This is a genomic window from Pseudomonas sp. G11 (assembly GCF_029457515.1).
GTDB lineage: Bacteria > Pseudomonadota > Gammaproteobacteria > Pseudomonadales > Pseudomonadaceae > Aquipseudomonas > Aquipseudomonas gorinensis.
Window position 1 is genome coordinate 189,969 of sequence record NZ_CP120377.1, and the last position, 13,639, is coordinate 203,607.

Annotated in this window: 8 protein-coding genes and 1 pseudogene; 1 reads left to right on the plus strand and 8 read right to left on the minus strand. The window is 51.0% G+C overall.

The features are described from left to right. Positions 1–107: 107 nt before the first annotated feature. From P2T68_RS00815 to P2T68_RS00840, 6 genes are all read right to left on the minus strand, one after another. Complete coding sequence (locus P2T68_RS00815; RefSeq protein WP_168233001.1) at positions 108–1,970, minus strand: DUF3857 and transglutaminase domain-containing protein; 1,863 nt, start codon at positions 1,968–1,970, stop codon at positions 108–110. Between the two features lie 598 nt (positions 1,971–2,568). Continuing rightward, positions 2,569–4,296 carry a hypothetical protein gene (locus P2T68_RS00820; protein WP_168233002.1) on the minus strand — a complete coding sequence of 576 codons (1,728 nt, stop codon included), beginning with the start codon at positions 4,294–4,296 and terminating at the stop codon, positions 2,569–2,571. An 11-nt stretch (positions 4,297–4,307) separates the two neighbouring features. Further along, positions 4,308–5,420, minus strand: a complete 1,113-nt coding sequence (locus P2T68_RS00825) for an SbmA/BacA-like family transporter (protein ID WP_277378912.1) — start codon at positions 5,418–5,420, stop codon at positions 4,308–4,310. A gap of 62 nt (positions 5,421–5,482) precedes the next feature. Further along, positions 5,483–6,934 (minus strand): TolC family protein, encoded by a 1,452-nt coding sequence (locus P2T68_RS00830; RefSeq protein ID WP_168233005.1) that lies wholly within the window; start codon positions 6,932–6,934, stop codon positions 5,483–5,485. After that, positions 6,901–9,054, minus strand: a complete 2,154-nt coding sequence (locus P2T68_RS00835; protein WP_168233006.1) for a peptidase domain-containing ABC transporter — start codon at positions 9,052–9,054, stop codon at positions 6,901–6,903. Before P2T68_RS00835 ends, P2T68_RS00830 begins: the two co-directional genes overlap by 34 nt. Before the next feature lie 10 nt (positions 9,055–9,064). Then, a complete protein-coding gene (locus P2T68_RS00840; protein WP_168233032.1) occupies positions 9,065–10,321 on the minus strand; it encodes an HlyD family efflux transporter periplasmic adaptor subunit in 1,257 nt (418 codons plus the stop codon). A 263-nt stretch (positions 10,322–10,584) separates the two neighbouring features. Between P2T68_RS00840 and P2T68_RS00845 the strand changes: the two genes are divergently transcribed. Beyond that, positions 10,585–10,821: a LuxR C-terminal-related transcriptional regulator gene (locus P2T68_RS00845; protein ID WP_168233007.1), complete on the plus strand. Its 237-nt coding sequence runs from the start codon at positions 10,585–10,587 to the stop codon at positions 10,819–10,821. A gap of 372 nt (positions 10,822–11,193) precedes the next feature. On the opposite strand, the pseudogene P2T68_RS00850 reads toward P2T68_RS00845, so the two are convergent. Next, positions 11,194–11,520 (minus strand): annotated as a pseudogene (locus tag P2T68_RS00850) (transposase); the annotation flags it as partial. Positions 11,521–11,800: 280 nt separating this feature from the next. Continuing rightward, positions 11,801–13,633: a glutamine--fructose-6-phosphate transaminase (isomerizing) gene (gene glmS / locus P2T68_RS00855; protein WP_024078248.1), complete on the minus strand. Its 1,833-nt coding sequence runs from the start codon at positions 13,631–13,633 to the stop codon at positions 11,801–11,803. Positions 13,634–13,639: the final 6 nt, after the last annotated feature.

Genomic DNA, 13,639 nt, shown 5'->3' on the forward strand with positions numbered 1-13,639 from the left:
GCCCAGCATGACCGAGTAATGCTCCTGATTGCTGGTCTTTGCTCGGCAAAAGCTAACTTGATCGGAGTTTCCCTAGGGCATCAGCCTGTCATGCGAGAATGGGGGCGTTACAACCTCTGCACAATGACTTGACTTTTCAGGTCATTGACCATGCCATCAATCGCCGGCTGCATGGCCACGAAATCCTCAGGAGTGCAGAGGATGTCTGGCTTGGTAAACATGTAATGACGGGTGATCAGCACCGTGTTGCCCTTCTTCACATAGGTCGACCGGTAGTCGAAGCCCGCTTGTTTCACCGATACCGACTTGGGTACCGCGAGGATCTTCACCTTGCCGGGAAACTCCAGGCGCGCCACCTCGGAGATTTCACCCGAGAGGCAAGTGAAGGTCTGGGTGCGTTCCTTTTCAGCGATCAACGAAAATACACTCTGGGCGATGCCGCCGGCTAGGCTGGAGAGAGTGGGTGTACCGGTCGGGCCGGGCAGATTCACCAAATTGTTAGTGCGACCATTGATGGTGGACTTGAAGGTATCGCTAGTGCCTTCGAGTGAGTCGGTTTCGATCACGCCGCTGCCCGATTGCCCGTACATACTCAGAATTTTCTGCACCAATTGGTTACGGTCGGCCGGCTGCATGGCCTTGAATATGAAGCGGTTGATTTCCGCGCTCCAGCCTTGGGCGATGGAGTCATGGGTAAAGTCGGCAGCGCCTTTGGCGTTGATCTTGAACGTCAGCGTTGTGGCGATCTTTCCCTGTTGATTGGATGGAGTGTGTGCCCGCTCCCCTGCCTGGGTCAGCAGCACTGGTTTGCCTAGTTCGGGGATGGGCAGATAGCCTGCAGCGATGGGGGTGGCAGTGGAGTCCAGGTACAGATCGAGGCTTGGTACATAAGTGATCACATGATTGAGCAGACCTAGGGTCGGCACTTTGGGAAGTACGTAGGCATTGCCGGAATTGATCAGCGCGGGCGAGCTTTCAATGGCGACGGCCTTGAGGAGCGCTTCCAGCAGGGCGACATGATCCTTGCAGTCGCCATAGCGGTTATCCAGCACGGTCTGTGCCGAATGCGGCACCACGCCGCCAGCACCGATATACACGGCCACATAGCGAATGTTCTTACGTACCCAATCACTCAGCACCAGGGCCTTGCTACGTGGGGTGTCGAGGTTGGCGGTGAGTTCCTTGGCCAGCTTGGTCATGGCCGGGGTAACTTCTACCTGAGCCCTGGCGGCGTATGCCTGGGCAAATTGTTTGTAGTCGGTGAACGTCGATACCGCTAGGAACTGCCCGTAATCGGTGTAGGCGACTGAGCCGTCTTCCACACGATTTTTCTCAGTTTTTTCCAAGTCCCAGCGGTATACTGTTCGCCCATTGGCGGTGGTTGGCGTGGACGCGTTGAAACCCCGAGAGTCGGCGTGCAACTGCATATTGGCAGGCATATCGTAGATGAGGCGCACCTGCTCGCTCTGGTAGAAATCCGGTGAGGAAAGGTCTTCGAATTGCCTAGGGAACAGGGGCGTGTTGCGATGGCGTTGATAGCGCATGACCATCCGGTCACCCACTTGCAGTTCCGGGAATATCACCACCTTGACCCGCGAGTCCTGGAACATTGGCGCTTCGGCCGAAACCGCCTCCTGCTGTTCCTTGATCTGGTCGGCCGATACGACGACTTTGCGGCCATCGGGTTTCAAGGTATAGGCCTCGACAATATTCAGGGTTTCCAGGGTCCGGTTGTAGCTTACCGAGCGCTGGGCATTAGGCTTGAGCGCACGCTCCTCATTGATCCGCATAACTCGTTCGACATCCAGTACGAAGCTGCCATCGGCATTCACCACGTAGGATTGGATATCTCTTTCGTGAGTCAGAGAAAGGTCGGTGTAATCGGCACGGGCTTTCGCCGCAAACAGCACGCAGTTCATGATTGTCAGCACACCGAACAGGCGTAAAGCTGAAAGTGTGGGGCTTTGCATAGAGATCCTTCTGGGCTAGGGATGCCGTTTAACGAGGCATATGTTTATTTTTTAATCTGATGGATGAGAAGCACGCATGCTTCATTAGATGACCACATACTAATCCACAGAGAGTCGAAATGAGCCAATGACATATCTAGATCATATTGAACATCTAACGACTTTCCGAACAGAGTAATCTGAGTTTCTACGTACCCAGGAAATTCTAGTGGTGTCATGTTCTCTAAAATATTTTTTGAGCGCGTCTAACGCGTATGCTGCACCTCTGGACGGAAAGCAGCAATCTATAATCCAGGTTGCCGCCCCCTCATCCCATTCAGACTCATGCAAAAGGAAATTAGTATCGTTGAGTAAGCGCTGCTCGCTGTCAGGAGCTAGATTTGCCCACGTTATATAACCAACGGGATCGCCACAACCATCATAAAAGAATAGTATTTGTTTGTGGTTAATTGCGGGCATGAGCCATGCCCTAACATCTATTAGCCTAAGTGAAAAATAAAGCTGACACTCCATTGCTATTGAACATGCAGTTCCTATCATGCCAGCTCTTTCTAGGAAGCTATCATTTCGACAATGAGTAATAAAGTTTAGCTTTTTGTTACTCATGAAAAACCCCAATAATTTTTTGATAAAAACAGCACACGGTTTCTATATCTAAAATTTTATCTATCACTTCAGAGAATTTGCCTGAGATATTTACATTGCGTTTTTTGTCTTCAGCCATAAACAGACCAGTTAATGCATCAAACTGTATGACGATCGACTCATCACCCCAAACATGCTGGATAAATCCTTCATTATATTCAAAGGCCAGAGTAGTGGCGAAATTTGATCTTTTAAATAATAGTTCATAGCTTGCTTTATCCTGCTCCCGCCCTCGACCCTTCCGAATAACATCAGTGATTTCATCATATAGATCAACTAGCACTGAATTGCATCTGTTTAGTCTAGTTAAATTTATTGCAATGCAAGTAGCGATACTTTTACGACTGACGCCTATAGCGCTCGCTTCTGAAACGACCAAGTCGAAGAAATTTCCATAGCTGGTGATCATCTGACTTAAGAGGGTGTCATCGCCAGATAGCCACGACAAATCTATAACTTCGTTATCATTTTTTCCTTTGAAAAGTTGCAAATATAGTCGAGAGATCCAGTGCTCGTACCCTATCCAGGAACCAGCGCTAACAGGAGTTATTATATATTTATCTTTAGTTAATATTTTCTTTAGTTTTTTTGAGAAATCCAAAAAATAGGCGTTGTCCGCAAAGCGCCTTACCATGAATAAAGGAAACCCGGCCTGTACCGCATTACATTCGGAGGAATTTTTTTCAAACTCAATATTGAATGCGTGAAGAGATTTTTCAAATATCTCCCTAGAGGCCTCTAACGAGACAACGCCGTACTTATTTAAATAAAAGCACATATCGTTTATGCTATTGATTGCAGGTGCATATTCCGCTTTAAAGTTATCAACATTGAATCCATTCCACCATAGTCGCTCTGAAAATACTGCTGAGCCTGCCAAGTCCATCCAGGCGCCATCAGTTGTTATGTTCGAAGCGCTGACATTTGCATGATAAATTCGTTTAGATCTAGCCGCAGAAAATTGCTTAGCATAACGAGTTGCTAATTCAACCATACCCAAACTTAAAGATTCGGGCAGTGCATTTGCATCTTGACTAGTGCTGTTTTGTGGAAGAAACGAAACGAGTCTACGTATTGCTAATGTCACACGCTTGGCATCTTCACTTAAAGCGTCATGTTTTTTTTCTTTAAAATATATTGCTCTTATAAAGTGTGCCGGCCGCACAGCAGGTAGCCTAATTAAAAGTGCTCGTGCATGATGCGTATTCGATTCCTCAAACTCGACCTCTAAATCTATAATCGCAACTGTTCTTACCGCACCATACGGTAATGCGCGCTGAACAACCTCCGCCCAAATTGACTCATGGATAGCAATATTTAGAGACAGGAATCCATTTGCATGAGTATTTCCCTGGGGATTTTGGGGGCTAACACTGACTAGCTTATTGGCACCTATACCTTTTAGTTGAAAAGAACCGTCAAAACCACATCTAGCGCCACCTCCATTGGTTAAGATTCCATCACCGCCATAGCGTTCAGCAAAGAATTGTTTTTTATCATAGGAACTTTTCGCACAAATATCTTGATATACGATAGTATAGTTGTATCTGGATAGCAATTGCGCTTCCCCCAAACCACTATCGATATGTGCATTACAATATACAATTTTTCCTTTGTTAGACTTTTCTGTTTCAAATGGCACGAAGACTTCTGATAAGTCATTCAGTGTTAGTTCTCCCACGCTCAACTCCCTCACTTTGAGAAATCACTGAGTATTTTATATATACCTATCTCGTCAGAATACTGCGACAGCGCACTATCAAACGATATCAATCGGTCGGCTGTCGCTTTCCATTCAGCGATATTATGATACGCGTTAATAAACCAACTCAAGTTTTCGCACAGATTCCCAAATGCTGAGTTTATCTGCATGACTTCACCAAACATAATGGAGCCAGAAAAAAAACGTGGAACTGCCAACAAGCTGCTAAGCATCAAGGAAAATTGGCCATAACTTTCCGTAAACAGTGACAGCCGCACCTTCACTCGAATGGTTCGGCGCATATTGGCCAGGCTTAACTCAAGCTTATCGCCGATATGGCTCTTGTCACAACTTCGCGTGATTTTAGAAGGCCCCAACTTTTTTTGATCGCGAAACTTTACCAATGAGTACCTGAGATCAGCCTCTGACTTTTGCTGATTATTATTCAATGATACAAGTTTAAACCCGATTTTTTGGCTAACGTACATACCCACAAACGTATATAAAATTGCGCTCCAAAACATATAAGCTGGAACCGTTATCCCCCACAACGATGCATTGCCTGAGATAGCGATTAGGACCACACTGAACGAAACCACGCTCGCTAATGTATAAATGAGCCCGCAGGCCAAATAAAGCGTAGAAAACGTAAATTTATTGATATCTTCAGCGATGCGTTGATCGGGATTGTCGACGCGACGTCCGACTTGTTCAGGCCGAGGAGATCGAATTATCCAAACTGAAAGATAATATTCAGTTAACCATCGGCGCCATTTTAGCGCTAAAATATCCACTAAATAGGTAGTGAGTACTGAGCGCCCCACGGAAAAACATACAATGCCAAAGAAGATTAATGCGAGCGTGTAAAACCTATGCGCATTGAGCTCCTGAATGGAGTTATAAAAATGCTTATACCACTCATTAAGCGCTAATGCAGTTACTACCCCAAGAAGAGAGAGTATCATCAGCGCAATCAGTGCGCACCATGCAAAACTCTTCTCACCCGACTTCCAATATAATGAAATCAATAAGTATGTATTATGCGCAAAGCTATTTTCGTTAAACTTTTCCGTGTCCGTACGCGCTTCGTCGACATCCATCATGGCTTCTCGGTTGTTTTACATATATATTTTAAGCTCGCGAGCTGACTATCAAAAATGATTGCCTATAAGGCCCAGAACCCTAAGCGCCCCAAACTTGCCGCTAACTTTAAACGCGCCATTTGCCAGCTATTTAGTGCATTGATGTGTTGCTGCTCTGCAGTAGCGTACGCGTTCAATGCGTTAAGTAATTCAATCATGCTGCCAACACCGGATCGGTAACGGCCTTGCACCACGTCCAGAGCCTGGTTAGATTGATCAACCCACTCGGCCGTTCTTTCCAGTGACCGAGTTTCAGTTATTAATGCTTGATAATTACCCCATAAGTCTATTGAGATACGCTGCTCAACATCAGTAACCTCGGCTTCCCGCGCTTCAAGTTGCGCCTGAGCTCCTCGTACCTGATACGTGCGTTCGAATCCTTCAAACAACGGAATATTCAATTGCAGCCCGATACTGTTCTCACGCGCCCGGCTATCGCCATTGAACGCCATTGATTGGTTTAGCTGCATATCTGAGGCGCTGGCGATAAATGACAGCGTAGGGCGGCCTTCTGCCTTACTCTCTTCGATTGCAGCTTTCGCTGCATCCAGCCTAGCCTTGGCTGCGATGAGTGAGGGGTGATCCTGTTTGGCTTGCTCAAGCAACTCATCAATGCTTGTGACAAATCTAGTATCGGGGCGCCGAGTCAAGCTTCCTACTAACTCCAACGGTGTTTGCGGCGCCAGCCCCATCCGCAGGGCAATAAGGCCCTTTGCATTGACTAAGGTCCCATTGCTGCGGACTTCATTGAGCGCTGCTTGTGAATACGCCGCTTGAGCTTGAAGGCGGTCCGACAGCGCGGCTGCGCCAGCGTCATATTTGGCACTGGCAGCCTTGAGATTTTCGGCCGCCAACACTGCCACTTGAGCGGCGGCAACCTGACTGTTTTGTGCGGCCAGTGTGTCGTAGTACAGCTGTGCGGCCAGTAGAAAGGTTTGCTGTAGTTGCTCATCTTGATTAGCGTTTGTCGCAATCAACAACTGGCGAGCATTGCTCAACGCTGCGTCGCGCCGTCCAAAATCAAACAACACCCAGCTCAACGCCAATCGATGATCGACCTGGCTTTTATGACCGTGGATGGAGTATTCCTCTCGCTGATCATAATTCGTATCATTGCGCCCCGTGTTGATACCCGAACTGGCATTGAGTTTCGGAAGGTACGCCGACTGTCGTAATCCGACATTAGCTGCCAAGGCCTTGGCATTTGCCCAGTTCAAGCGTGCTTGAGGATCGTGACAGAGCACCCGCTCTATCATGTCCTCAAGCGTTAAGCGCGCGGATATCGGGCTGGCCTTACATGCGCCGGGAACGCTGTCGATATGTTGGGTTGCTGTGCTCGAGGCCAGGCGTTCGGTCGCGAAGATATCCAGACCTGCTGCCAGCGCGCACTGAGAATGAGCACAAAGACAAGCGATTAGCGTTGTGACGCGCGCGGCCCTCGTCACGAGCTGACCGTGCCAATGCCATAAATGCATGGAGCCTGAGCAAACGGAGCCGGCACAATCCTCCCATGCTCCAGCATCACCACACGATCTGCTGACGCAATTGTCTCCGCACGATGAGCAATGATAATCCGGGTCACATCAAGTGCTCGTACCGACTCATTGACCTGTTGCTCGCAGGCCATATCCAGATGACTGGTAGCTTCGTCGAGAATCAGTATGTCGGGTTTTTTGTAAAGCGCCCTAGCTAACAGCACTCGCTGTTTCTGGCCACCCGACAACACCGTCCCCATATCACCCACCAGCGTGTTGTAACCCATCGGCATAGCCAGAATGTCGGTATGAATGGAGGCCATGCGTGCGCACTCCATCGCCCAATTCAAGTCAGGGTTTGATTCAAAAAATACGATGTTGTCTGACAGTGAACCGGCGAACAGGCAGTCATCCTGCAAGACTGTCCCGATCTTGCTGCGGTACATCTCGGCCCCCAGTTGCTGTAGATCACTTCCGGCCATGTAGATCCGGCCTTCGGTGGGTTGAAATATACCCAAAAGCAAACTGACAAGGGTGCTCTTACCACTGCCAGAGACGCCCGTGATAGCAACCGACTCACCTTGCGCGATATAAAGATCGAGTCCATCAAGCACAAACGGTTCTTGATCTGAATATCGATACTTCACGCCCTTGAGCTCAATGTCCATCGAGCATGAAGGCCAAGCCGTGCCCGTTGGTGTGCCACGGCTATCTTCCGGTGGGTGCATAACAATGTCAGCTAGTCGCTCACCTTGAAGGCGTAACATGTATAGCTCAAACAAATGATCAATTAGGTTTGCAACACGACTTACAAACTGACCCTTGTACGCCATAAACGCAATTAAAACGCCGATAGTAAACTGGTTATTCATTACCATCGATGCACCCAGCCAGATGGCAAGTAGGTTTTCCAACCCGAATATCAAACCGTTCAGTTGCGTATAGATCAGCTGCAACTTCTGTGTTCTCAAACCAGCGTTGATCTGTTCTACCAACAAGCCAAGCCAGGCAAGCCGCCGTTCATTCTGGCGTTGGAATAGCTTGATTGGCCGCATGCCGCGAACAGTTTCCAGAAAGTGACTTTCCTGCCGCGCGGCATGAACAATCTGTTCTTCACTGGCCCGACGCAAGGGGTAGTACCACGCCCATCGAACCACCACGTAGAAGACCATCGCCGTCGCGGCAATGGCTGCCAGCAACGGGCTGTAGATAAACATGAGTATGAAGGTAGCGACGGTAGTCAAACCATCCAGGACAGCAGAAAAGAACGCGGCAGTTAGTGTCCCCTGTATCACGTCGACAGCACCGAATCGTGAGACAACATCCCCCAGATGTCGCTTTTCAAAATAGTGGACCGGTAGGCGTAGCAAATGACTAAAGACATTGGCTCGCCACTGCACACTCAAGAGCGTGCTCATATGCATCATGACCCAGGCCCGTATTGCACTCACTACTTGCTGCATCAGCAACAGTAAACCAAAACCAATAATTAAGGTTGTCAGCAAGTCGCGATCTTGGGTGACCAGCACGTTGTCGAGCGTCCACTGCAGTAAAAATGGACTGACCAGCGAGAACACCTCCAGCGCCAGTGCCAAGATCAGCACCTGCCCAAGGGAGCGGTAGAGACCGCTCACTCTTCCCAACATACTCATCAATTTGACCTGAGGCTTGGGCTCCTGTTTTTCAAATTCGCCGCCCGGCCAGACCTCGAGTGCTACACCCGTAAAAGATTTACTGGCCTCGGTCATGCTCAGATGACGGATGCCACAAGCAGGGTCATGCACAACAAGACGATGGTTCTCTAAGGCCTTGAGGACAACAAAGTGGTTAAAGTTCCAATGCAAAACACAAGGCAACTTGAGCTTGCTCAGATCCTCAAGTTCCAACCTGACAGCCCTAGTACCGAGATTCAGTTGATCGGCGATCTGGATCAGTTGCTTGAGCGTGCTTCCTTTGAGCGAGACATTGAATTGACGGCGCAGGTCCATCAGCGATGCATGACGGCCATGGAACCCCGTTATCATTGCCAGGCAGGCCAGGCCACACTCCGTCGCTTCGGTTTGTAGGATTAGCGGTAGACGTCGGCCCACTCGTAGGGAGATTGCATCGAGGTAGTTCATGCAGTCTCTCCTAAAATTTGCCGGTCAGGCTGTAAAGCGGTTCAAGCACCCACTCATAGAGATGGCGGGTTTCCTGCAGAATGTCTGCCTCAACCAGCATGCCGGTTTGCAGCGGCCGCGCTTTGCCGTAAGCCATGACGGATTGCGATTCGACATCAACGCGAATGCGGTAGATCTGCTCACCCTCCAATCCCAGCCCTGGCACACTGCCCGTCATCGTTGCCAGCTCATTAGCCGACAATGTTGCCTTGGAGATAGAGATAACACTGCCACTGTGTTGGCCGAACTTTTGGTACGGATACGCCTGGTAACGCACTTTTACCGGGTCGCCGGCATGAATGAAGCCGATGGATTTACTCGGCGCATACAACTCGGCCTGCAGGTGAGAGTTTGCGGGTACGATACTCATCAAGACGCGCGAGCTATCAACCGTCTGGCCCGGCTCAACGAGAATCGCAGTGGCCACGCCGTCCTGGGGAGCCGTTATGACCAAAGCACGCTTGGCTTCGCTTTCAATCAATTCCTGCTGTATGCCAGACAGTGAGCGCTCAATGCCGGCGAGCTGGTTTTGATGCAGTGCTGAAAGCCCTGCAAACTCATGTTGAGTTTCCACCAACTGCTGGTTAAGCACCGTAGTTTCGCGAACAAGCCCCTGAAGGGTCTGATGCTGGCCTAACAGTTCGGACTGTCGCTGTTGAAGCTGATCCATTGAGATGTAGCCCTTATCCATCAATCCTTGATAACGATCAGCAGCATTGGTCGCCAGCTTTACAAGCTTCTCCTGACTCTCCGTCTGCTGTGCCAGGGTCCGCAACTGCCGTCTTAAGCTTTCCAGCTTGCTTTGTAAGCTTTGCCGCTCTTCAGTTTGAAGTTGCCGTGTCTTCGCCAACTCGTCGCCTAAGGAGCGCTGCCGTATGGTCAGTTGATCGTTTACGTCTGCTTGAACGGGTTGCGAATCTCCTGCGTAGCGCTCGCTGGAAATTCGGAACAATGGCGCTCCCAGCTTGACCGGCTGGCCTTCATCGACAAATCTTTCGAGTACTAAGCCGTACTGAGGTGCGTGTATTTTCAGTTGCCCTGAGAAGGGCACCAATTGACCTGGAACGGTAATCCGCTTTGTGTAACTTCCCCAGAGAAAAAAAGTCACTACCATGGCCGCGAACCCCCCGGCAATTAGCGTCAGCACCGCGAATGAAAACGGCCTGACGAGCACGACTTCCCCCAGCCAGTTACTTTGCCTAGAAGTCAAAGCTTCAAGCCGGAACAACGGAGTTTCTGATGCCACAACTCATCCTTGGTAGTTTTTTCAGGTTTAAGCCGGAGCAATACGCTTCTTCTCAGACGACCGTAGGCCCGACTGAACAGTGATTGGCGTCACGCCGAAAAAAATTAGTTACCGGGGTAAATTTCCTGTTGCCTCATTCGTAAGCTATTCGTAGACGCATAGCGCCTAGACAGCTATCGAAGATTGCTTTCTGCGCTGTGCAAATCATCTAATATCACCGATGACCTAGCGCAGGGAGAAGCGTATTGAAAATTACCAATCGAGAGTCCGCGGTATTGGATTTTCTAGTTCAGGGGTTATCGAACAAGGAAATTGCCCGGGAATTAAGCATCAGCGATCACACTGTAAGGGACCACATATCATCAATCATGAGAAAGACCAATACGGCCAATCGCGTAGAATTAGCAGTTCTGATTAATACATTAAAAAATTCAGACAGTAACAGCCTCAGTCATATTAGACTTTTACTATGCCAGACTTGAAATATTTAGTCACCCCTACAGCTGTAGGGGGGGGCATAACATGCGCCCCAGTTCTTTGCATAATTTAACTATCATTTCGACGGGGCGTTTGAAACCAAAATGCTCACTTTGAGCGCATATTCAGCGAAGAGAGACGAAGTTTAGGCCTTAAATTGTCCCTCCCCCCCTTATAGGGGTAGGGGTTTCCGGTACGTACTTAGCGTTATTATATACTTTCGTACTATGTTCAAGCACCGCCAACAAGGTAAATGAAGATGCATAAAATTGATGCCGAATGAAATTGAGAAAGCTACATGAGCTATTGGACCATGGGGACTGCCGCAGGCGCAGCAGCAGGAGGGTTGGCGTATGAAGGGACCCACGCTCGCGCTAGAGTGTTGTTCTAGGATACCTGGGATAGCGTACATCTATTGACGTTGCTATCGCTTGCGCATGTTCTGTGGGGATTAATGAGTATTGCTCACGAATGTCCACTACGTCTTCAGAAAATTCACACACCAGGAAGTAGGAACGCTCAAGATCTGACAGCAAGTGATGGATCCTGTCGACCTTAACACCCTGGATTTTGTGCGAACGACCGATCGATGGAACATCCTGTACCCGCAGCCAAGGGACGTAGCTTGCCCCGGCGCCTGCACCAAATCCGTTTGCAATGTGCCGTTCAATATCCTGCTGTGATGCAAACTTACGACCTCGCAACCCACGCCTCCTCAGTTGATGCGGACCGCTTCGACTCCTGCCGAGAAAAGTCGTAGAAGAACATGACCACCGTAGCGACCATATTTAGAGCATTTCTAGACTACACCCGCTGAAAACTGAAGCGATGAATCCAGACCAAAGGAAAAGCCTGGAAAGAAAAAACCCCCGTAGATACGGAGGTTTAAGCCTTGTGTCAATCTATGTTTACGCGTGTCAAGCTTTATTGTTTAGTGTCAATCTATATTGTTCAAAACCAGTTGGGCCTCCAGGGTAAAGCGGGTTACTCCACCGTCACCGACTTCGCCAGGTTACGCGGCTGGTCAACGTCGGTGCCCTTGAGCACCGCGACGTAGTACGACAGCAGCTGCAGCGGGATGGTGTAGAGGATCGGCGACAGGGTGTCGTGGATATGCGGCATGTTGATGACGTGGGTGCCTTCGCCGTTGGTCATGCCAGCTTTTTCGTCGGCGAAGACGATCAGTTGGCCGCCACGGGCGCGGACTTCCTGCAGGTTGGACTTGAGCTTCTCCAGCAGTTCGTTGTTTGGCGCCACGGTGACCACCGGCATGTCGTCGTCCACCAGGGCCAGCGGGCCGTGTTTGAGTTCGCCGGCCGGGTAGGCTTCGGCGTGGATGTACGAGATTTCCTTGAGCTTCAGGGAGCCTTCCATCGCTACCGGGTACTGGGCGCCACGACCCAGGAACAGGGTGTGATTCTTGTCGGCAAACAGCTCGGCAACTTTTTCTACCGTGCTGTCCATGGCCAGGGCTTCGCCCAGGCGCGTCGGCAGGCGGCGCAGTTCTTCTACCAGGGTGGCTTCGACACCGGCGGCCAATGTGCCACGTACCTGACCCAGGGACAGGGTCAGCAGCAGCAGGCCCACCAGTTGGGTGGTGAACGCCTTGGTGGAGGCGACGCCGATTTCGCGACCGGCTTGGGTCAGCAGGGTCAGGTCGGACTCACGCACCAGGGAGCTGATGCTGACGTTGCAAATCGCCAGGCTGGCGAGGAAGCCCAGTTCCTTGGCGTTACGCAGGGCCGCCAGGGTGTCGGCGGTTTCACCGGACTGGGAGATGGTCACGAACAGGCTGTCGGGCTGCACCACCACCTTGCGGTAGCGGAACTCGCTGGCGACTTCGACCTGGCAAGGGATGCCGGCCAGTTCTTCCAACCAGTAACGCGCAACCATACCGGCGTGGTAGCTGGTGCCGCAGGCGACGATCTGGACATTGCGTACTTTGGCGAACAGCTCGGCGGCCTGCGGGCCAAAGGCGTTGACCAGCACTTGCTTGTCGCCAAGGCGACCTTCCAGGGTGCGTTGCACCACGGCGGGCTGCTCGTGGATTTCCTTGAGCATGAAGTGGCGGAACTCGCCTTTGTCGGCGGCTTCGGCACCGTCGCGGTATTGCACGGCTTCGCGCTCGACGGATTGACCGTTGACGTCCCAGATTTGCACGCTTTCACGGCGGATGTCGGCGATATCGCCTTCTTCCAGGTACATGAAACGGTCGGTGACCTGGCGCAGGGCCAGTTGGTCGGAGGCGAGGAAGTTCTCGCCCAGGCCCAGGCCGATCACCAGCGGGCTGCCGCTGCGGGCGGCGACCAGGCGGTCGGGCTGGCTGGCACTGATCACCGCCAGGCCGTAGGCGCCGTGCAGCTCCTTGACGGTGGCCTTGAGGGCGACAGTCAGGTCACCAAGGTCCTTGAGCTTGTGGTTCAGCAGGTGGGCAATGACTTCGGTATCGGTGTCCGAGGTGAACACATAGCCCAGGCCCTTGAGTTGTTCGCGCAGCACTTCGTGGTTTTCGATGATGCCGTTATGCACCACCGCCAGGTCACCGGAGAAATGCGGGTGGGCGTTGCGTTCGCACGGCGCACCGTGGGTAGCCCAACGGGTGTGGGCAATGCCCAGGCGGCCGACCAGCGGCTCACCGAGCAACGCCTGCTCCAGCTCGCTGACCTTGCCTGGGCGACGCATGCGTTCGAGCTTGCCGGCGTTGGTGAAGACAGCCACACCGGCGCTGTCATAGCCACGGTATTCCAGGCGCTTGAGGCCTTCGAGCAAGATGGCGGTGACGTTGCGTTCAGCGACTGCGCCTACAATTCCACACATGGTGTT

Excerpts from the sequence above, each read along its gene's own strand:
- P2T68_RS00815 (WP_168233001.1), bottom strand. The coding sequence starts at position 1,970 with ATGCAAAGCCCCACACTTTCAGCTTTACGCCTGTTCGGTGTGCTGACA.
- P2T68_RS00825 (WP_277378912.1), bottom strand. The coding sequence starts at position 5,420 with ATGATGGATGTCGACGAAGCGCGTACGGACACGGAAAAGTTTAACGAA.
- P2T68_RS00830 (WP_168233005.1), bottom strand. The coding sequence starts at position 6,934 with ATGCATTTATGGCATTGGCACGGTCAGCTCGTGACGAGGGCCGCGCGC.
- P2T68_RS00835 (WP_168233006.1), bottom strand. The coding sequence starts at position 9,054 with ATGAACTACCTCGATGCAATCTCCCTACGAGTGGGCCGACGTCTACCG.
- glmS (WP_024078248.1), bottom strand. The coding sequence starts at position 13,633 with ATGTGTGGAATTGTAGGCGCAGTCGCTGAACGCAACGTCACCGCCATC.